We start from the raw sequence: 20,592 nt of genomic DNA on the forward strand, positions 1-20,592 counted from the left end.
TCAAAATGTTAAATTTATTTTGTTATTACAAATACTGCTTGTTGTGCAAATAAATTCGGCATTACATGAACATATTTACTGTTACTTATAAAATATTTTTCTAAAATTTTATAACCGTTATAATTACAAAAATTTTCAAAGTCTTTGATACTGAAAAATCTGATATTAGGGGTATCATTCCATTGATTAGGCAATGCTTTTGCAACCGGAGCCATACCTTTAAAAAAAAGCATACTTCTTAATGCTATGTGTGCAAAATTAGGAAATGAAACTATAATTTTTTTACCGATTCTTGTACATTGTTTAAAAACTTCATCTATTTTTTTTACCTGCTGCATACTTTGGCTTAAAATAACAAAATCAAAACTGTTATTAGGATACGAATCCAACGAATTATCTATATCTGAATGCAAAACACATAAACCTTTTTCAACACATTTATATATTGCATCCTCGGAAATTTCAACACCTTGTGCATTAACTTTTTTCGTTTGCTCCAAATATTGCATTAAATCCCCATTACCGCAACCCAAATCCAAAATTTTAGATTTCTCGGTAACAATATCGGCAATTTTAAAATGCGATAATAAAAGATTTTTATTACTTGCCACCTTCAAAAACCTCTTTGTATAAATTATCAATAAAATTTCTTATTAAATTTGTTTCATCTTTTACTTCAAGTAAAAATGCATCATGTCCGTAAGTAGAATATATATTACAATAAGTTACTTCCTGTCCTTTAGCTTTTAATTGTTTTACTATATTTTCGGATTGATACGGAGGATATAGCCAATCCGATTTAAAAGATATTACTAAAAATTTTATATTCAAATTTTTTTCTTCCGGTAAAAAATTATCTTTTTGAACATCAAAATAATCCATTGCTTTTGATAAATACAAATAACTGTTGGCATCAAACCTTTTTACAAAAGAACTGCCCCTGTATCTTAAATATTCTTCCACTTCAAAATCCGCATTAAAGTCAAAATTTTCGTTAAGTTCAGGATTTTTAACGGGAAATTTTTTTTGCATGGAATAGTCGCTCATATATGTAATATGCCCTAACATTCTTGCAACGGCAAGCCCTTTATCAGGTTCGGGACCGCCGTAATAATGCCCTTTTTTCCATGCAACATCACCCATTATGGATTGCCTTCCAACTTCATTAAAAGCAATTTGCTGAGGAGTCGATTTTAAAGTTATCGCTATAGGAATTGCCGAGTATATATATTCCGGATAATCCATAACCCACTGTAAAACCTGCATACCGCCCATAGAGCCGCCTGCAACACATAAAAGTTTTTCTATGCCGAAAAATTCAACTAATTTTTTTTGAGCTCGGACCATATCCGAAATTGTTATTGCCGGAAAATCGGTTCCGTATTCAATACCGGTAGCAGGATTTATTGATGAGGGTCCGGTTGAACCCGCACAACCGCCCAACACATTTGAACATATAATAAAATACTTATCCGTATTGAATGCCTTACCCGGACCAACCAACATATTCCACCATCCGGGTTTTTCATCACCTTCATGATAACCTGCACAATGTGCATTACCGGTAAAAGCATGTGTTATCAAAACGGCATTTGTTTTTTTATCGTTTAATTTTCCGTAAGTTTCGTAAGCTATTGTAACTTCCGGTAATATTTTACCGTTTTCAAGAGTAAAATTTTTAAAAGTAAAATATTCGGTTTTAACTATACCTACATCTTTTTTCTTCACTTCAGCCCTCATTTTCAATAAAATACATATCTTTATTATACTAAATATTAAACACTAAACAAAAAAAATAAAAATAACTTTTATTGTTATTTTTTTCATACCGCGGTCTTAAACAATAATATTTTCAAATCAGTTTAAATCAAACCGTTTTTTGACATTAAAATAATACAATTTATTAAATTTGTATTTACATATAAACTAAAAATTATAAAACATAAAAACAAAAATTTTATTATGTTCTTTAATATATCATTATTTACAATTTCTATCAAATTATAAAATAACACCAAACTCGGAACTAAAAGTAAAGATAAATACTCGGCAACAAACCTTGCATTTGAACCTATATAAGAATTTATCAAAAAATATATAAATCCTACACTTAACATTATAATAAATAATACATGAATATTTTTATTTTTTTTAGAAGTTTTTGTAAGAAAATTTTTAATAAATAATATAAAAATTACTATAGGATAAATAATAAAGCCGCCTATCATAGGTTCAAAATAAGATACATTTTCATAATTTTTAAAAACACATAACGGATTAATTGAAGTAAATACAGGTAAATGAAAAAGATTTAAAAAAATATGTTTAATAAAATCTATCAATGAATGATTTAAATTTTGAGCAAAACCTTTTTGATAAATCGGAGAAAATTGATAAGTATATCCGAAATTAAAAATTGAATCAAATCTAAAATAGTTGTATAGTGCCAAAATTATTCCGTATATAATAAGCGGCACAAAAAAACATAAATATTTTTTTATAAGATTGGAAGATTGGAAGTTTTGAAACTTTGAGAAATTATAAATATATTTTTTTGAATCCATTATTAAAATGGCAATAAAAATAAAAATTGCAAGTATTATACTTATTGGTCTTGCACCGATGGCAAGTGCCAAAAATAAACCTATTAAAAACATTTTTAAATTTTTATACTTAGCATCGGACAAAAGTAAAAAAACATACAATGCTGTAAGTGAGCAAAAAACAGAGGTAAGTATCGGTATTAAATGAATTGTTATTGAAACATAAGTTAATACTATTCCACTTGCCAACCCAAATATAAGTATCGGTATTACGGTAAAATAATTTTGTCTATTCAATAAATTTAATATTTTTCTATAAATTAATATGTGTAAAAGAAAAATAAATATAGATAAAATTAAAACAATAATATGGTCTGATATAAAATATTTTGTTGCTAAATAAAAAGGCAAATAAAATAATATTACCGGAGTTAATCCAAAATAAAGATAAACTTTATTTTTATAAATACTTGTGTCGTACAACATTTTTACCGAAATATCAACTTTATCGGCTTTTAATAAACTTTTATCAATATTATTTGTTAAATCATTTATAAATTGTTCATCAATTCCCAAATCCAATTTAAATTTTGTTAAATTAATAGTAAGCCAATTATAATAATTTCCGGTAAACGGATATATTTGCAATTGTTTTTTAGGATAAAAAAACTCGGGCTTTGTAGAATTTGTTACCAAAACAACATAAACAAAACATATAAATATAAAAGCTAAAACACCTAAAATATTATTGGCTTTAGCCGATTTATTAAAAATAATATACAATAATAAAAATATCAAACTAATTGAAAATAAAATCATTTTTTACAATTCATTTTTTTTATAATATTTCCACCAGGAAAAAGTTAAAAATTTTAAAAACAAAATAAACATTAAAGATTTTTCTATTCCCCATACCGGAATTAAAAAAGCTCCGCCCAATATTGCCGCAAATGCACCGCCTAAAGAATTTGAAGCATAAATTTTCATTTGTGAAGCTGTATCCCTAACATGTGAATAAATTTTTAAAATTTCTTCAAACTGCCATCCGCTTAAAATACCGGTTCCGAAAAGAAATATTAAAATATTAAACCAATTAAGAAAATCCGTTTTTATTGCAACAACACATAAAATAATCCATAACAAATATGCAATTTCGCTTTGTGCAAATAATTTATTTACTTTCGGTTTGTTAAAACGGCAGCTTATTATACCTAAAATATTACCCGCAACAAATATTGCAATAAGAATACCAAACCACTTATAAATATGTCCCGCATAAATTTGGAAAGCCCAAAAACATACCATTTGAACCCAAACATCACTTGCACCTGCAATAAACGAAGTTATTTTATGAATATGCCTCGGTAAAAAAAATAATATTACCGGTATAAGAAAAAATATGTAAGAATAATTTATAACCGTTTGCAAAAATTTAGCTAAAAACGGAGAAAATTTTGATTGCCAATACATAATGGAATATATCATTGTCTTTTGAATTTTATCGGTATTTATCAATTTTTTCTTTGAAACTTTTTCTAATTGAAATTTAAGCCATTTTGTTTTTTGTGTATCCATTTTTTCATCTACATAATATTTTGAAAGAACAAAAGTTGAACCTTGAACATGTTGCAACCTTTTTTTTAAATGCAACCTGTAAGGAATTTTATATTTTGTGGCTACCAAAATATTTTGTGTCCCGGGAATTATTTGAACATTTTCAAAAACATTTTTTAAAGTGTAATATACGGAGGAATTTAATTTGCTCATAAGCTCGTCCCAGTAAACAAGGTTCCCGGGCAATTTTAAAGCAATAAAACCGTCATCGGTTAAATGCTGTTTTGCTATTTCAAAAAAATCTTTTGTATAAAAACGATTGATATTTGTGTTTATCGGTAAATCCAAACCTATTAAAATAACATCGTATTGTTTATTATTAACTTTAAAAAAATCTCTTATATTTAAACTGTAAGTATGAATTCTTTCATCGTTAAAAACTTCATTAATTGCATAAATATTTTGTTTTAATTTTTCAATAATTACTTTATCCGGTTCAAGATAATCTATTTCATTAAATTTGTATTTTACTATTGACGACAGATATCTTATACCGCCTATAAGAAGCAAATTTTCAGGATTTGTATGATGTAAAATCGCAAGGTGTGCAAAATCTTCATCTTCAAAAATTGTCGGACTCGGAAAAGCAAAGTTTAAAACCCCGTTATTGTAAAAAGCATCTTCTCCTTTTGTTTTTGTCCAAATATATTGCTGGTTTGCAAAATAACTTATATCTACACTTTCAGCTGTTTTATAATTATTATGAATTGTCTTTTTTTCAAATTTATCGGTATAATTAAATGCAGTATAAATTATTAAACATAAACTTATAAACATTAAAATTTTTAAAAATATCCCATCACATAAAATAATTAAATCACAAAAAATCAATGAAATAATTATTGCAATTATAACGGCTGTTAAAAAAGAACTCATATAAAAAGAACAAATTATTCCGCCTGCAATAATACCTATATTATAAAATATGTTTAATATACTGAATTTACTGTTTGTAACAAATAAACTGAAAATTAAATTAATAAAAAAACTTACCGGGAAAATAACAATTAAAGAAAGTATCAACGAAAATTTTAAAGAAAATCCGTCTGTTATACTTGTAGGTGATATTAAATTTGCACTTCTTATAAAAACAAAAGAAAAAATAACGGATATTATTAAACATAAAAAAAATATTACAATATTGCCGGTTTGTATTTGCAATTTTTTATGTGCCGTAAAATTTGCAAAAGCAGATGCAAAAAGCCAATTTGCCAAAACAATAGCTATGGTAAATTCGTTCCCGTGAAATACGGGGGCAATTTCCCTAAGCAAAAAAACTTGCAACAAAATGCTTATTATACCGCACAAAATAAAATGAATAGGCAGCATTATATACCTTTAAGAATATATATATAAGAAATCTTTTAAGAAATGAATTACCTGTTTGCCTGTGTAAAAAGCAACATATTTATTTTTCCAAACAGGGTTAAATTTAGCTTTAAATTCTTTCAGCATGTTCATATCGTATTTAAAATGTTCGGCAAAGACAAAAATTTTAACTTTCTTTGTAAAATCGTCATCTATTATTATTTTGTTGTCGGGCGTTAAGCCCATGTTAAACCATCTGTAACCGTTATCTTTTGCCCATATTACAGCACTAAATAAAATAAATTTGAAAATATCTTGCGGGCAATCAGTTCCGTACCTGATGTTTGAAACAAATGCTTCATATTTATTTTTGCTTAACAACAAATATGCATAAGCGGAAATAAAATTATCTTTTTTGACTATTATATATTTGTTTGCTATATCTGCAGATACATCAAACATTTTATTTTTAACATTACCGAACTCTTTTTCCCACTGGTAATCCACAAAACCGATATATTTTTTATTTTTTACAAATTCTTCTTTCTCAATAACTTCAAAAGAATAATTTTCTTTTTTTATTTTTTCCGATAAAATTTTGATATCGGTAAGTGTTTCGGATTGCGGATTAAACTTATTTAACAAAATATTTGCATCCACACCGAATGAAGCAATATCAAGCCCTATATCATCATAAACTTTTAAATTTTTATATCCCAAATAAACAAAAGCAGGAACTATTCTTTTTAAATCCGTCATCTCTTTAAAATTCCATATAAGTTCACGGTTTGCTTTATTTATTCCTATCGGGTCACCGAAAACTATTGCACTGTTGTTTATTTGCGAATACATAAGAAAAGAATCATCGTTCATACTAAAAATTTTTTTATTATCAAAACCGTAACTGCCGTAAATATAATTCGATGAAGCGGTAAGTTTTTTTATGTCGTCAATTTCAACCGATGTTTGTTTATATCTGTATCTTTTCCATGCTTCCGATATTATAACAAGTGCAATTGTTATAAGCATACCTATACAAATTCTTACGGCTCTTGAAGCATCTGTTGCGGAAAATATTCCCGTCCAAAAATTTGTCCAACCGTAAATATCGGTTCTGTAAATAAAAAGGCATAACCATATTGAAGTTACGAATACACCGGTTATTGACCAAAACCACAACATATTAATTTTTACCGACAACAAACTTAACGGTCTGTAAAAATATTTTTTTGCCGGAATTATGAGTGCAAGCATAACTATAAGAAACAAAATTTTTTCATATCCGTATCCGTTTATTAAAGCCAACGGAAAAAGCAAAGCCAACAAAGTAACGGCAAAAGTGTAAGCCCTTTTTATTCTCGAGAGCAATCCTTTTGAAATAAACAAAAGCATTATTCCTATAACACTTATTAAAAAATGAAGGGAATCCAAAATTATTGAAGGAATATATGCAACAAGTGTTTTTATTATTGAAGATGATACAGTTGTCACACCGGAAAATAAAATTATTGTTCCGCTGAAAAATATACTTACCGATAATGCCTGCGGTATAATGGAAGCCATTCTTCCGCCGTAAAACCTTGCAAGAACTTTAAACCTTTTTTTTGCTCTGAAAAATTCGTGGCTTGCAAGAAGAAGTAATGCTATTGAAAGAGGGAAAAAATAAAAAATTGCTCTGTATGCAAGAAGTGCACCCATAACATAAGAACTTTCCGTAGCTTGCGGTAACAACATAACAATGGCAGTTTCAAAAACACCCATACCGCCGGGAACCTGACTTAATATACCGAGCATTTGTGCAACAAGAAAAATTTGCAATAATGTAATGTAAGGAATTTCGCCCGGAGGAAGTAAAATATATAATGTGCAGGAAGCAATAATCCAGTCCGAACATGCAAGTAATATTTGCCATAAAGTTATTTTAATGTTTGGAAATGTTATAGTCCATTTGTTAAATAATTTTATCGGATGAGATTTGAACAAACTAAGTAATACATATAAACAAATTATTGTTGAAAAAAATATTCCCAAAGGTAATGATGTATTAAAAAAGAAATTCGTATTTGAAAAATCTACAGGGAAAAAAGTAAAAACAAAACCGCCTATTATTAATAACCCGAACCATATTGTTGCCGACGAAAAAAATAAAACTTTTGTTACATTCATCATAGACACGTTGTATAACGAATATAACCTGTATCTTATTGAACCGCCGAACAACATTGAATAACCGGTATTGTTTCCCAAAGCATTACTTATAAAACAGGTAAATAGTACATTTTTAAATTTTAAAGGAACATTAATATATTTGAATGCAACTACATCATAACCGCCCAAAATTAAATAATACAATAAAGATAATATTAATGCCATTGTAATTTTAACGGAAGGAATTGCTTTTAATGTATCAAGTATTTGTTGGTAACTGTAGTTTTTCATCTCGTGGCTTAACAAAACAATAGCCACAATAAATATAATAACTCCCAAAGGTGCTATAAGAATTTTTAAAAACTTATTCATTATCTAATATAAAATTTTATCTTTTTTATTATTCCATGCAATAAAAGCATGTTCGGCATTACCGGTTTTTATCGGAATTAAATTAACCGATTTTATTTTTGTTTTTAACTCTTTATAAATTTTATTATCCTGAAACTTATATTTTTCCGCAATTTCTTTTGTGCCTGCATAATATACCGTTTTTATATTTGCCCAATAAATTGCAGCCAAACACATAGGACACGGCTGGCAGGAACAATAAATTTCACTGCCTGCCAAGTCAAATGTTTTTAATTTTTTTGCAGCTTTTCTTATGGCATCAATTTCCGCATGCAAAGTCGGGTCGCATTTTGAAGTGACTTTATTATAGCCGTAAGATACTATTCTGTTATCTTTAACTATCAAAGCGGCAAACGGACCACCGTTTTTTTTCGTTACATTTACAACAGCTAAATTTATAACTTTGTTTATAAATTTATTAATGTCTCTCATTATTTTAAATCTGATGTACAATTAGGACATTTTGTTGCTTTTATATTAATTGTAGAAAAGCAATGAGGACATTCCTTTGTTGTAGGTTCTGAAGGAGCCGGTGCCGGTTCTTCTTTCATTTTGTTTATAACTTTTAAAATTGAGAATATTGCCAAAGCAACTATTAAAAATGAAATTATGCTGTTAATAAAAAAACCTATATTTATTGTTACGGCACCTGCTGCTTTTGCAGCTTCCAAAGATACATAAGGAGCTGCGGTTTCCGCACCGTCTTTTAAAACTACAAACCAGTTTGTAAAATCAATGTTGCCTAAAAGAATTCCCAAAGGCGGCATTATAATATCGGCAACCAAAGAATTTACAATTTTTGTAAATGCGGCACCGATTATAATACCTACTGCCATGTCCATTACATTTCCTCTTGCGATAAACTTCTTAAATTCATTAAAAAAACTTTTCATCTTTTTCTGTCTCCTTTTTATAATTTACTTCATAAATTTATTTTATGTTATACTAAAAATCTTATTACAATTTTTAAGGCATTTTTTTGAGTATATCAAAAGTTTTATTATAAAATTTATTATAATCTTGTTTTGTTAAATTATCCGATTGTTTTGCATATAAAAACATTGTACATTCTTCCAATATACCGTCTACTTCGGTTATTAAATTATCGTCAATATTTTTATCTTTTAAACCCATTCCTATTTTATATGAAGTTAAACCTTCCGCCGACTGTCCCAAGACGGATGCAAAATATTCAAGTAATCCTTTATACATATTTTCGTAAAAATCTTTTGTGTTTTTTGCTTTCTTGGCTTTTTGAAAATATTTTTTTGACTTTCTGTATGCTTTTTTATTTTTTAACTTTTGTTGGTCTTTATTCAAATATGCCCTATATCTTAATAATAATTTTATTATTAAATACAATAATACAAGTAACCCTACAATTTTCCAAAACATTGCACTTGTAACAATTGCATAAATTTTAAACAAAAATGATAAATCCATATTTTGCGGCAATTGATTTTGTTTTGTGCTATCCGCTTCTATTGTTTGTTCCGCAACAGGTTGTTGAATTTTTCTGTCTTTGTTTTCATCAATTTGAACCTGTATTTGTTTCTGCGGTAAACTTTTTGTTATTTTTGTTTCCAAATCAAAATACTTCATCGGAAGTATTTTGATTGTGCCCTCTCCTTGTTCCAAAGGCATAATTAATGTTGTAAACTGTTTACCTGTTTCTTTTTCACCGTCTTTAATTATCTGTTCGGAAGTTTCATATTTTTTTAAATTTTCAGATAACATTATTTCCGGTTCTTTAATTGTTTTTATATTTCCGTTTCCGGTTATTTTTATGATTAAATCAAAAGGTTCGTCAACTTTTTTTTGTTTTTTATCTACAAATGCACTTATATTATATTTACCTATCATATCAACATCGGCAGGAGTTTGTAACACTTTAATTTTTATTTCATCGGTAGCAAGGTCAACGGCTCTTGCACTTCTGAAAAAACTTGCAAAAAAATCGTCGTGCATTTTTGAAAAATCTTCAATCGATACCTGCAACATTGCTTTATCTATTGTAAGTGTTCCGGGTTTTTGCGGAAACAATTCGGTTGAAACTTCGGTTACAACATATTCTCTGCCTTTTATATATGTTCTGTAATTTTTTTGCGAAGTTTCACCTATAAAAAAACCGCTGAAATCGGGTCCCCTGTATGCAGGGTTTGATAAAATATTTACCGATGTATAAAAATAAAATGTATAAATTATTTTTTCGTTCACATAAGCCGTTTTCTTATCGGTGGTTGCCTGCACAAAAACAGCTTTTGTTGTATCCAAATTATAAACAGGTTGTTTATTATTTTGTACCAGGTTACCGTTTGTCGACGAACTTGCATTACCGGCTGATGTTTGGCTTGCAGGAACCGAACTTACCGTTTTTGCTTTTTCAACCGTTATTTTAATTTCTTTTGTTTCATAACGTTCTCCCTGATAATTCAAAGTAAAAGGCGGAATATAAAATTCTCCCATTTTTTTAGGGCTTAATGTATAAACATAATATACCGTATTTTTTACTTTACCGTTGATTATGGAAATATTTTTAGATTGTGAAGTTGAGTAAATATTAAAATCATTTAATTGCGGAATTGTAAAATCAGGTAAAGATTTTGAATCGGTGGTAAAAGATACGGTTAATTGAAAAGTTTCATTTAAAGCTACGGTTGTTTTTGATACGGAAGAATCCATTTGCAAATTATCCGCAAATGCAAACACGAATATAAAAATACAAACTAAACATGAAAAAAATAATTTTTTTAATTTCATACAGTTCACCAATTTTTTCCTTTTTTATTGGCTTTAACGGGAACATAATCCTTTGCTTTGCCTTGGTTTTGTTTATCCTGTTTATCAAAATAGTCTAACAAATGTTGGTTTTTATTTTGCTTTTGTTTGTCATTATTGTTTTGCTTATCCTGCCCGTTATCCTTATTATCTTTGTTTTGATTTTTGTCATTATCATTTTTATCGTTACCGTTTTTATCTTTATCCTGTTGATTTTTATCATCATTGTTTTTGTCATCTTTATCTTGTTTATCATTATTTTGATTATCTTTGTTTTTATCTTTGTTGTCTTTATTATTCTGCTGATTTTGTTGGTTTTGCTGATTGTTTTTGTCGTTTTTGTTATCTTTATTATCCTTATTATTTTGTTGCTGCTGTTTACTTTGGTCACTCTGTAAAAATTCAACATTATGTTTTGCGGCAATATCGGAACTGTTAAGTTTTAAAGCTTCCTTATAATACTGCATTGCTTTATCGTTATCCTGCTTTCTGTAACAACAGTTGCCCATATTATATAAAACGGTACTTTTAAACTTTATATCTTTTGAATTTTTTAAAGCAGTATCATAACATTCCAAAGCTTTATCATAATCGCCTATTCTGTAATAAGAAGAAGCCAAGTTATAATTAATAATCGGGTCATCGGGGTTTTCTTTTTGAGCTTGCTGAAATTTTTCAACGGCTTCGTTAAATTTTTGTTTTTGATAAAGTTTTGAACCTTTATACAGTGTTTCATCCGCATAAGAAACGGTTACAAACAATAACATAAATAATATAAATAATATCTGTTTCATTTTTTATTTGTCCTTACTTCTTACCGGAATAAATAAAAATATTAAAAGGAAAATTATTCCGATTGTTAACGGATAATAAAACCTGTCTTCCAAATTATTGAAAATATTTGATGTGCCTTCCGTTTTATCAAGTTTATTAAGTTTGCCGACCAAACCGGTTAATGTAGGATTTTGGTTTAAATTATAATATTTTCCGCCGGTTGCCGTTGCAATGTTTTCCAATGTTGCAGAATCAAGTTTTGTAATAACGGTTTTACCTTTTTCATCTTTTAAATATTCTTTAAATTGTCCGTTTTCATAAGTAGGTATCGGTTCACCTTTATCTGTTCCTATACCTATTGTAAAAATTTTAGTTTGGCTTTCTGTTGCAAAATCAATTGCTTCTTTAATGTTACCTTCCAAATCTTCACCGTCGGTAATAATTATTACCGCTTTTGTGTTTGAAGGAATTTTTTCCAAACTTTTACATGCCAAATTTATTGCCGCGGCGATATCGGTTCCGGCAAAAGGAACGGTATCGGTATCAAGCAAAGATAAAAACATTTCAAATACTTTCATATCCGAAGTTAACGGACATTGCCAATATGCTTTACCGGCAAAAGCAATTAAACCTATTCTTTGCCCTTTCAAATGTTCGGTTAAATCCTTAAATACCATCTTTGCACGTGTTAATCTGTCGGGCTTTAAATCCTGTGCTAACATACTGTTTGAAACATCTATTGCTATAACAATATCACTTGATAAACTTTTTGCCTCAACCTGCTTTAAACCCCATTTAGGACGGGCTATTGCAAATGCAATAAAAATTAAAGCCAAAAAGAAACAAATATTTTTAAGTAAATTTCTTTTAAAGTTTATATTTATTAAAGAAAAATTACTTGTAAAATTACAGATTGTTTTTGATGATAATTTATATGTAATAACATAAATTATCAATAAAATAAATATTACGGCAAATAATCCTAAAAGCCATGAAAAATGTTCAAACATTGTTAAGGTAACCTTTTAAAAACAGTTCTTCTTAATAAAAATCCCAATACCAAAAGCCAAAAACCGGGTATTAAAAATTTTAAATACTGTTCGTTATAATTTACCGACTTTGTCCATTCCTGTTTTGTTTTTTCCAATTTATCTATGCTGTCAAAAGCATTTTCCAAACCTTTTGAAGTTTTAGCTGCAAAATATTCTCCGTCGGCTTTTTTTGCTATTTCTTTTAATAATATTTCGTTTAGGTCATCTTGTGCCTGTATTCGCCTTGAACCGAAAAAAGAATCGTTAATTATATAGTAATCTTTAGTGCTTCCGATACCTACGGTATAAACTTTTATATTTGTATCTTTTGCAAGTTGTGCGGCAACAAGCGGATCTATTTCACCGGAATTATTATTACCGTCGGTTAATAAAATAATAACTTTGCTTTTTGCTTCTATTTTAGACAATCTGTTAACTGCCGTTGCCAATGCACTGCCGATAGCCGTTCCGTCGGCTTTTGTTATATCGGTATCAATGGAATTAACAAAATTTATTAAAGCATCTTTATCAAGCGTAAGCGGACATTGTGTAAATGCTATGCTGCTGAAAACCACTATACCTATTCTGTCGTTTACTCTTTTTAATATAAAATTTTTGGCTTGTTGTTTTGCCGAATCTATTCTTGAAATATTAGCCGAAGGGTCTATTGCCTGCATACTTGTTGATGTATCCATAACAAGCATAATATCTATACCTTCGGCAAAAAAAGTTTCATATTTTGACGAGCTTTGCGGCCTTGCAAGTGCGGCAATGCAAAAGCTTAACCCCAACAAAATAAATAAACTCGGGAGCCACAGAAATTTTACACGTAAACTCTTTTTGTTGTTAAAATAAGAAACGGAAGAAAATTTAACGGTAGTTTTTTTATAATATTTTTCCTTTAAGAAAAACAAAATAAAAATTACCGGTATTAAAGCAAGTAAGTAAACATATAAAAATCTCATATTCTTTCCACAAATCCTTTTGCTTTTACAAAATCGTCCTGCATATCTTGTTCGGACGGAACAACTTTTGCAAATTTAACAAAATCGCATGCTATTAAGTATTGTTTTAAATCTCTGTTAAAATCCGCCGGAGCATAATTTTTTAACAAATGATATAATTCCGTTGTAGTTTTTTCCATACCGTCTATTTGATATACCCTTGAAACGTAAAATCTCAAAATATCCGATAGCTTGTCATAATATTCTTTTATTTGTCCTTTTTCTATAAGATTTTCTTCCTTTAACTTTTCAAGCTGACTTATTGCATATTCTTTCGGCGGTATTGCCATAATAATTTCTTCCCGTGTAGGTTTTCTGTTTCTTTTTTTGATATAAAGGTATATAAGGTAACCTGTTACTGCAATCAATACAAATATCAATAATAAAACTAAATACCAACTTATACCGTGTCCGTAAACAAAAATACCTTTAATATCGGCTATATCGGAACTTGGTTTCTGCGGGTCCATAACACTTTTTATTTCTATTGGAAGTGCCGTTGTTTTAATGAATTTGCTGTCGCCGTTTACAATGTAAGGAATATCAACGGATAATAATTCAACTTTACCCGCTTTAAAACTTGTTAAAACAAAATCAACTGCACCATTCGTACCCTGTTTTATATCAAGCAATTCAAAATCACCGAAATTTAAACCGGACAATTTTTCTTTATCCAAACTGTCAAGTGTTAAACCGTTTGCTTTTACGGATAATACGGCTCTGTCACCTACGGTTAAATTTTCTTTCGGCTCAAAAGTTTCGTCAAAAGCAAATATGTTTGATACAAAAAACAATAATAATAAAATTAATAATTTTTTCATTTTAATATTTTTTTAATACTTTTGTTTCCCTGCTCTTAAAAAACTTTATAAGTTCTATTATATAAGGTTTATCCGTTCGTATATCTATCACATCGGCCTTAGCCGTTTTAAAAGTATCGTTTAAATAATTTTCATGTTCGTTAAAATTTTTATAATATTCCGTCTGAACTTCTTTTGAAGCAAAATCAACATCAATAAGCATACCGGTTTCGCCATCTTGTAAAGTAAATATTCCTTTTTTTGGAATTTCGGTTTCTTTGGGGTCTGTAATTTTAACACAAACCAAATCGTGTTTGTTGGCTGTAGCTTTTAATAATTTATCAAAATTTTTGTCTTGAAAATCCGATATTAAAAAAATAAGTGCTTTCCTTTTACAAAGTTTATTCAAATATTGAAGGGCATTTTCAATATTTGTTTTTGTATTTTTAGGTTTATAACTCAGTATTACATCTATAAGCCGTAAAATATGTTTTCTGTTTTTTTGCGGCTTAACATATTGTTCAATAATGTCGGTAAAAGCAAGCAGTCCCGCTTTGTCATTATTTTTTAATGCGGAAAATGCAAGAACGGCAGTAAGTTCGGCTATCAAATCGTTTTTTGTTTTGTCACTGCTTCCGAACGTTCCGGAAGCACTTAAATCGGTAACAAACATAACGGTTTGTTCTCTTTCCTCGTCATATTTTTTAATATATGCTTTATCACGCCTGGCTGTAACGGTCCAGGATATTCTTCTTATATCATCGCCCGGAACATATTCTCTTACTTCACTGAATTCCAGCCCCTGTCCTTTAAAAACACTGTGATATTTACCCGAAAAAACATCATCGACAAGTTTTTTTGACCTTAGTTCTATTTTTTTTATTTTTGATAAAATTTCGGAACTTAACAATTTATTTTCCTTAAAAAAATTAATTTATAATTTTTTAATGACAAATTTAATACTGCCTTTCAAAATACTATCCTTAATATTATACTATTAAATTAAAGAAAATTAAAATTCATTTAATAAAAATAATTTCATTTTCAAAATTATTGAACGGATTTTAAAATGATATTTTGTTTTGTTTTTACTGCAGACCAATTTTTTGAAAGTTTATAATTTAACTGTTTTTTATCATTGATAAATTTAATAATACTTTTTATTTGAACGGCTCTTTTTTTATCGGGTAAAATTTCACGTAAAATCATATATTGCAAAAATTTACTTTTTTTTGAAAAAGTTTTTATGTTTAAAGTTATTTTATTTTTTTGTTTTGTTATATTTTTACCGATAAAGCTTTTAATTTTATCTTCCAAATATAAATTTTGGTTACGAATAATATTTGAAAGTTCATAAATATGTTTTACAACAAGCGGATTTATTTTTTTAAGTTCCGGAATTATACCGAGTCTTATTTTATTCCTTGTATAGTCGAGTGAAAAATTGGATTTATCTATACTGCATTTTAAATTATTTTTTTTGATATGTTCTTCAATAAGCTCTCTGTTTATTGCCAATAACGGACGGATTATTGATAAATTTTTACCTATTTTTCTTTCACAAGGAATACCTGACAAACCGTTAGTACCGGTCCCCCGTATAAGCCACATTAAAACGGTTTCGGCATTGTCATTCATATTATGAGCCGTTGCTATTTTATTACATTTATTTTGTTTTGCTATTTCTTCAAGATATTTATATCTTAATTGCCTGCCTGCAGCTTCTATTGATATTTTATTTGAAGAAGCATATTTTTTTGTTGCAATGGTTTTTGAAATAAATTTTACTTTATATCTGTTTGCCAAGGAATAAACAAGCTCTGTTTCTTTTTCGGATTCTTTTCTGAGTTTATGATTGAAATTAACTATTAAAAACTCTATTCGTAATATGTTTTTTAACTTATTAAAAAGGTCTGCCATTACAACCGAATCCGGACCGCCGGAAACCGCCAATAAAATTTTATCACCCGTAACAACAAGCTTGTTTTCAATTATATTTTGTTTAAAAATGTTCCAAATTTGCAATTTAGCACCTTCATTTTCAATATTATTTTCAATATTATACAATATATGGAAGTTAATTTGATATAATATAAATTTTACGGGATACTTTAATTATGAAAAAATTATTTATTATTTTATTAAAAATTATTTTTGTTTTAGCGGTTCTTGCAGGGTTAGGTTATTATGCAATAAATGCCGTGATGAGTTCTTTTGTAAGAGAAACAGGTGAAGTTTTGGTTCCGGATTTGCAAGGCAAAACTTTAATTGACAGTTTGGAAGCCCTTTCCCAAGCAAAATTGGCAATGATAAAAGAAGATGCCGAATATAACCAGGATGTTCCCAGCGGTGTTGTGATAAGACAGTTCCCTCCTGCCGGAACAAACGTAAAAGAAGGTAAAACCATAAGAATAACAGTCAGTATGGGCGGTGAAATAGTTTATGTTCCCAATTTAACCGGAGAAACCATTCGTTCGGCAACTATTTTGTTAAGAGCATCCGGACTTGTTTTGGGGGAACTTACAAAAAAAGCATCCGTCAAATATGAAGAAGGTGTTGTTTTGCAACAGGACCCCGTTGCCGGTTCGACTGTTGAAAAAGAAACAACCGTTAACGTTATCGTTTCAAACGGAGCACCTACAAACGGAGATGTTCTTATGTTTGACTGGATAGGCAAATCCGGTGAGGAAGCAAAACAATGGGCAATGGATAACGGTTATGAAGTTTCCGTAATTGAACAACAAACAAAACTTGCAGACCCGGGATTTATTTTCAATCAAGCTCCTATGCCGGATGAAAAATTAACCGCAAATGCAAAAGTCACTTTTTATATAGGCGATTCCAAAAGTGTTTTTGAACAGAAGGAACAGGTTGTAACATATACATTGCCGGAAACCGGTGACAGCAAAAGAGTTCGTTTGATTTTAGTTGACGACAGAGGTGAAAAAGATATTTTTAACGGTGTCAGGAAGCCGGGGTCCGTAATTTCTATTCCGGTTAAAACTCAAGGTAAAGCGTCGGTAAAAGTATTTATAAATAATGTTTCAATTGAAACTATGGAATTGGAAAACAAATGAAAAAATATTTAATAGCACCTTCAATATTGTCGGCAAATTTCGCAAATTTACAAAAAGATATTGCCCTTGTGGAAAATACCGGCGCCGATTGGTTACACATTGACGTTATGGACGGTCATTTTGTTCCTAACATTACAATAGGTCCCGGTGTAGTTAAAAATATAAAAAAATATTCTAAATTATTTTTTGATGTTCACTTAATGATTTCCGAACCCGAAAAATATTGGGAAAATTTTTATAAAGCGGGAGCGGATTTAATAGTTTTTCATCAGGAAGTTTTAACCGATAAAAAAGTGTTGCTTGAAACAATAAAAAAATCCGGTATTAAAGCAGGAGTTTCAATAAAACCGAAAACTTCGGTTGAAGCAATAAAGGATATTTTACCTATAACCGATGTTGTTTTGGTTATGACGGTAGAACCCGGTTTCGGCGGACAAAGTTTTATGGCGGATATGCTGCCTAAAATAACACAACTAAGAAATTTGATAGATGTAAATAAATATAACTGCCTTATAGAAGTTGACGGCGGTATTAATGTTGAAACCGCAAAACAATGCCTTAAAGCAGGTGCAGATGTTTTGGTAAGCGGTAATTCAATTTTTGCAGCAAAAAACCCTACGGAAGCTTTACAAAACTTAAAAAACATAACATTATGAATTTAAAATTTTCAATACTTAAATCAGTCAGGTATATTGTTTCTTTTAAAAATTTTCTTTATTGCACTCAGTGTCACAATTGGTTACTTTCTGCTGTAGTTAATAAACTTATTATCTTACTTCTTTTTTTCTGTTTCTTTATTTCTAATATTTTTGCACAAAATATTGAACAACAGGAAGAGATAATCGCAACCGAAATTCAAAACAGAAAAGATACAAATACAAAAGATAAAATTTTAAAAACCGATGAAGTTCTTCAAAAGGCAATAGCTGCATACGATGCAAACGATTATGAAGGGACAAAACAAAACTATAATTTGTTTTTGGATAAATTGAAAGAATTAGATATTGATGAAACAACGGTAACTTTATTGTTATCCGATTTTGAAAGAGTGATGAATAAAATAAAAATGATAAACGACATCGAATATAAAGAAAAAGTTCCGAATAAATTTAACAAAAATGAAATTTCTTTGGAATATGACGAAGAAATATTGGATAAATGGATGACCGTATATACAACAGGACAAGGTAAAGAAAGGGTAAAAGCAGCACTTGAAAGAAGCGGCAAATATTCAAAAATGATAAAAGATGTTTTAAAAGAATATAATCTTCCTCAAGAGTTACAATATTTACCGATAATAGAAAGTTTATTTAATAACAATACGGTATCAAGGGCAAAAGCCGTAGGATTGTGGCAAATAATGGCACACAGGGGACGTGCCTTGGGATTGCAAATAAATTATTGGATAGATGAAAGAAAAGATCCGGTTAAAGCAACTAAAGCCGCAGCAAAATATTTAAAACAATTATATGCAATGTTTAACGATTGGCATTTGGCGCTTGCCGCATATAACAGAGGAGAATACGGAATATTAAGAGATTTAAAATTTTCAAATTCACCTTCGGCTTTGGAAATGAGTAAAAGAAAAGCAATTCCCAAAGAAACACAAAATTATGTTCCGCAGTTTATTGTTGCCGTTAAAATTGCACAAAATCCGCAAGAATACGGCTTTGAAGATATAAACTATCAGGAACCGGAAGAATACGACATAGTTTTAATAAATAAAGTAATAGATTTAAAAATAATTGCAAAATGTGCCGAAACCACAGTAGATGTTATAAGAGAATTAAACCCGGCATTGTTGGCATGGTGCACTCCGCACGGATATAAAAATTTTGAATTAAAACTTCCGTTAGGCAGCCAAAGCACTTTTTTGGAAAATATAAATAAAGAAAAGGACTTAAACCCGAGCCCGGGTTTTGTTCGCCATAAAGTAAAAAAAGGCGATTATATTGAAAAACTTGCAGCAAAATATAAAACTACCGTTAAAAGCATAAAAGAGGATAATCCTAAATTAAAGAAACAAAAATATTTAAATGTTAATCAGGTTCTTGTAATTCGTCCGGGAAGAGCTTATTTTAAATAAGAGGTTTTATGAAAATAGTAATAAAAATAGGAACAAGCACACTTACCGATAAAAACGGAAAATTAAATTTAAGTTATATTAATTCTTTTGCAAATGAAATATCAAAAATAAAAAAGCAAAAAGATATTGATATTATATTGGTAAGTTCCGGTGCAATAGGTGCAGGGCTCGGTTATTTGAATTTAACAAAAAAGCCGAAATTGTTAAGGCAAAAACAGGCACTTGCTTCCGTAGGACAACCGTTGATAATGCAGGCATACAGGCAGGCCTTTGAACCTTTAAATTTAGCGGTGGCACAAATGCTTCTTACAAGGTATGACTTTGATGACAGACAACACTATATCAATATAAGAAATTCAATAAACGAACTTTTATTAAGGAAAAACATTATTCCGATTATTAATGAAAACGATACCGTTTCCGTTGACGAAATAAATTTCGGTGATAATGATACTTTAAGTGCAATAGTTGCATCATCTGTTCAGGCCGATATGTTGTTTATTTTAACCGATGTCGACGGACTTTATGAAGGTATTCCGAAAAAATCAAAAATTATAAAACAGATTACAAAAATTACCGACGAACTTCTTGAAATTGCAAGCCCTCATTCAAGCAGCGGAAAAGGAACCGGCGGTATGAAAACAAAATTGATTGCCGCAAAAATAGCTGCAAGTTCCGGAATAAAAACATTTATTACAAACGGAACAAAGTTGGATTTGATTTTACAAGCTGTTAACGGTAATTCAATAGGAACCGAAATTTTACCGAGCAGAAAATTGCAATCAAAAAAAAGTTGGATAGCTTTCGGTAAAAAAACAAAAGGTTTTGTTATAATTGATAACAATGCAACAATAGCAATAAGAGATAAAAATAAAAGTTTATTGGCTTCCGGAATTATAAATTGCAACGGCAATTTTTCAAGGGGTGATACAATAAGTATAATGGTTTTAGACCCTATAGAACAACATAACATAGAAATTGCAAGAGGCCTTTCAAATTATTCAAGTAACGATATAAC

The 20,592-nt window shown here is 29.4% G+C and carries 18 protein-coding genes; 4 read left to right on the forward strand and 14 right to left on the reverse strand.

Annotation, left to right across the window (positions count from 1 at the left end):
* Nucleotides 1-14: 14 nt before the first annotated feature.
* The 14 genes from metW to tilS all read right to left on the reverse strand — a co-directional run bounded on the left by metW (nucleotide 15) and on the right by tilS (nucleotide 16,436).
* The gene (metW, locus tag ACMUOV_RS03315) at nucleotides 15-611 is read right to left on the reverse strand and encodes a methionine biosynthesis protein MetW (protein ID WP_413853662.1); all 597 of its coding nucleotides are present in this window, start codon (nucleotides 609-611) and stop codon (nucleotides 15-17) included.
* Nucleotides 601-1,728 carry a homoserine O-acetyltransferase MetX gene (gene metX / locus ACMUOV_RS03320; RefSeq protein ID WP_413853663.1) on the reverse strand — a complete coding sequence of 376 codons (1,128 nt, stop codon included), beginning with the start codon at nucleotides 1,726-1,728 and terminating at the stop codon, nucleotides 601-603. Before metX ends, metW begins: the two co-directional genes overlap by 11 nt.
* A 134-nt stretch (nucleotides 1,729-1,862) precedes the next feature.
* Nucleotides 1,863-3,362, reverse strand: coding sequence for a hypothetical protein (locus ACMUOV_RS03325; protein WP_413853665.1), 1,500 nt, complete (start codon nucleotides 3,360-3,362; stop codon nucleotides 1,863-1,865).
* 3 nt (nucleotides 3,363-3,365) lie between these two features.
* Entirely contained in the window at nucleotides 3,366-5,429 is a 2,064-nt protein-coding gene (locus tag ACMUOV_RS03330) for a hypothetical protein (protein ID WP_413853667.1), read from the reverse strand.
* A gap of 66 nt (nucleotides 5,430-5,495) precedes the next feature.
* Entirely contained in the window at nucleotides 5,496-7,985 is a 2,490-nt protein-coding gene (locus ACMUOV_RS03335) for a phosphatidylglycerol lysyltransferase domain-containing protein (protein WP_413853668.1), read from the reverse strand.
* 3 nt (nucleotides 7,986-7,988) lie between these two features.
* Nucleotides 7,989-8,456, reverse strand: coding sequence for a nucleoside deaminase (locus ACMUOV_RS03340; protein ID WP_413853670.1), 468 nt, complete (start codon nucleotides 8,454-8,456; stop codon nucleotides 7,989-7,991).
* Nucleotides 8,456-8,917, reverse strand: coding sequence for a large conductance mechanosensitive channel protein MscL (gene mscL / locus ACMUOV_RS03345; RefSeq protein ID WP_413853671.1), 462 nt, complete (start codon nucleotides 8,915-8,917; stop codon nucleotides 8,456-8,458). Before mscL ends, ACMUOV_RS03340 begins: the two co-directional genes overlap by 1 nt.
* 73 nt (nucleotides 8,918-8,990) lie before the next feature.
* Entirely contained in the window at nucleotides 8,991-10,784 is a 1,794-nt protein-coding gene (locus ACMUOV_RS03350) for a BatD family protein (protein WP_413853673.1), read from the reverse strand.
* Nucleotides 10,785-10,789: 5 nt separating this feature from the next.
* Complete coding sequence (locus ACMUOV_RS03355) at nucleotides 10,790-11,596, reverse strand: tetratricopeptide repeat protein (protein WP_413853674.1); 807 nt, start codon at nucleotides 11,594-11,596, stop codon at nucleotides 10,790-10,792.
* Nucleotides 11,597-11,599: 3 nt separating this feature from the next.
* A complete protein-coding gene (locus tag ACMUOV_RS03360) occupies nucleotides 11,600-12,586 on the reverse strand; it encodes a VWA domain-containing protein (protein ID WP_413853676.1) in 987 nt (328 codons plus the stop codon).
* A 2-nt stretch (nucleotides 12,587-12,588) separates the two neighbouring features.
* Nucleotides 12,589-13,572: a vWA domain-containing protein gene (locus ACMUOV_RS03365; RefSeq protein WP_413853677.1), complete on the reverse strand. Its 984-nt coding sequence runs from the start codon at nucleotides 13,570-13,572 to the stop codon at nucleotides 12,589-12,591.
* Nucleotides 13,569-14,432, reverse strand: coding sequence for a hypothetical protein (locus ACMUOV_RS03370; protein WP_413853679.1), 864 nt, complete (start codon nucleotides 14,430-14,432; stop codon nucleotides 13,569-13,571). Before ACMUOV_RS03370 ends, ACMUOV_RS03365 begins: the two co-directional genes overlap by 4 nt.
* A 1-nt stretch (nucleotide 14,433) precedes the next feature.
* The gene (locus ACMUOV_RS03375) at nucleotides 14,434-15,321 is read right to left on the reverse strand and encodes a DUF58 domain-containing protein (RefSeq protein ID WP_413853681.1); all 888 of its coding nucleotides are present in this window, start codon (nucleotides 15,319-15,321) and stop codon (nucleotides 14,434-14,436) included.
* A 140-nt stretch (nucleotides 15,322-15,461) separates the two neighbouring features.
* Nucleotides 15,462-16,436 carry a tRNA lysidine(34) synthetase TilS gene (tilS, locus tag ACMUOV_RS03380; RefSeq protein WP_413853682.1) on the reverse strand — a complete coding sequence of 325 codons (975 nt, stop codon included), beginning with the start codon at nucleotides 16,434-16,436 and terminating at the stop codon, nucleotides 15,462-15,464.
* A 92-nt stretch (nucleotides 16,437-16,528) separates the two neighbouring features.
* On the opposite strand from tilS, the gene ACMUOV_RS03385 reads away from it, so the two are divergent.
* From ACMUOV_RS03385 to proB, 4 genes are all read left to right on the forward strand, one after another.
* Nucleotides 16,529-17,488, forward strand: a complete 960-nt coding sequence (locus tag ACMUOV_RS03385; protein ID WP_413853684.1) for a PASTA domain-containing protein — start codon at nucleotides 16,529-16,531, stop codon at nucleotides 17,486-17,488.
* Entirely contained in the window at nucleotides 17,485-18,144 is a 660-nt protein-coding gene (rpe, locus tag ACMUOV_RS03390; protein WP_413853686.1) for a ribulose-phosphate 3-epimerase, read from the forward strand. Before ACMUOV_RS03385 ends, rpe begins: the two co-directional genes overlap by 4 nt.
* Nucleotides 18,141-19,574 carry a transglycosylase SLT domain-containing protein gene (locus ACMUOV_RS03395; protein ID WP_413853688.1) on the forward strand — a complete coding sequence of 478 codons (1,434 nt, stop codon included), beginning with the start codon at nucleotides 18,141-18,143 and terminating at the stop codon, nucleotides 19,572-19,574. Before rpe ends, ACMUOV_RS03395 begins: the two co-directional genes overlap by 4 nt.
* A gap of 8 nt (nucleotides 19,575-19,582) precedes the next feature.
* Nucleotides 19,583-20,592 (forward strand): glutamate 5-kinase (proB, locus tag ACMUOV_RS03400; RefSeq protein ID WP_413853690.1); only part of this gene is annotated, 1,010 nt, incomplete at its 3' end.

Source organism: Candidatus Ruminimicrobium bovinum (assembly GCF_902760015.1).
In the GTDB taxonomy this organism is placed as follows: Bacteria; Elusimicrobiota; Endomicrobiia; order Endomicrobiales; family Endomicrobiaceae; genus Ruminimicrobium; species Ruminimicrobium bovinum.

Excerpts from the sequence above, each read along its gene's own strand:
- ACMUOV_RS03325 (WP_413853665.1), bottom strand. The coding sequence starts at position 3,362 with ATGATTTTATTTTCAATTAGTTTGATATTTTTATTATTGTATATTATT.
- ACMUOV_RS03335 (WP_413853668.1), bottom strand. The coding sequence starts at position 7,985 with ATGAATAAGTTTTTAAAAATTCTTATAGCACCTTTGGGAGTTATTATA.
- ACMUOV_RS03340 (WP_413853670.1), bottom strand. The coding sequence starts at position 8,456 with ATGAGAGACATTAATAAATTTATAAACAAAGTTATAAATTTAGCTGTT.
- mscL (WP_413853671.1), bottom strand. The coding sequence starts at position 8,917 with ATGAAAAGTTTTTTTAATGAATTTAAGAAGTTTATCGCAAGAGGAAAT.
- ACMUOV_RS03350 (WP_413853673.1), bottom strand. The coding sequence starts at position 10,784 with ATGAAATTAAAAAAATTATTTTTTTCATGTTTAGTTTGTATTTTTATA.
- ACMUOV_RS03355 (WP_413853674.1), bottom strand. The coding sequence starts at position 11,596 with ATGAAACAGATATTATTTATATTATTTATGTTATTGTTTGTAACCGTT.
- ACMUOV_RS03360 (WP_413853676.1), bottom strand. The coding sequence starts at position 12,586 with ATGTTTGAACATTTTTCATGGCTTTTAGGATTATTTGCCGTAATATTT.
- ACMUOV_RS03365 (WP_413853677.1), bottom strand. The coding sequence starts at position 13,572 with ATGAGATTTTTATATGTTTACTTACTTGCTTTAATACCGGTAATTTTT.
- ACMUOV_RS03370 (WP_413853679.1), bottom strand. The coding sequence starts at position 14,432 with ATGAAAAAATTATTAATTTTATTATTATTGTTTTTTGTATCAAACATA.
- ACMUOV_RS03385 (WP_413853684.1), top strand. The coding sequence starts at position 16,529 with ATGAAAAAATTATTTATTATTTTATTAAAAATTATTTTTGTTTTAGCG.
- rpe (WP_413853686.1), top strand. The coding sequence starts at position 17,485 with ATGAAAAAATATTTAATAGCACCTTCAATATTGTCGGCAAATTTCGCA.
- ACMUOV_RS03395 (WP_413853688.1), top strand. The coding sequence starts at position 18,141 with ATGAATTTAAAATTTTCAATACTTAAATCAGTCAGGTATATTGTTTCT.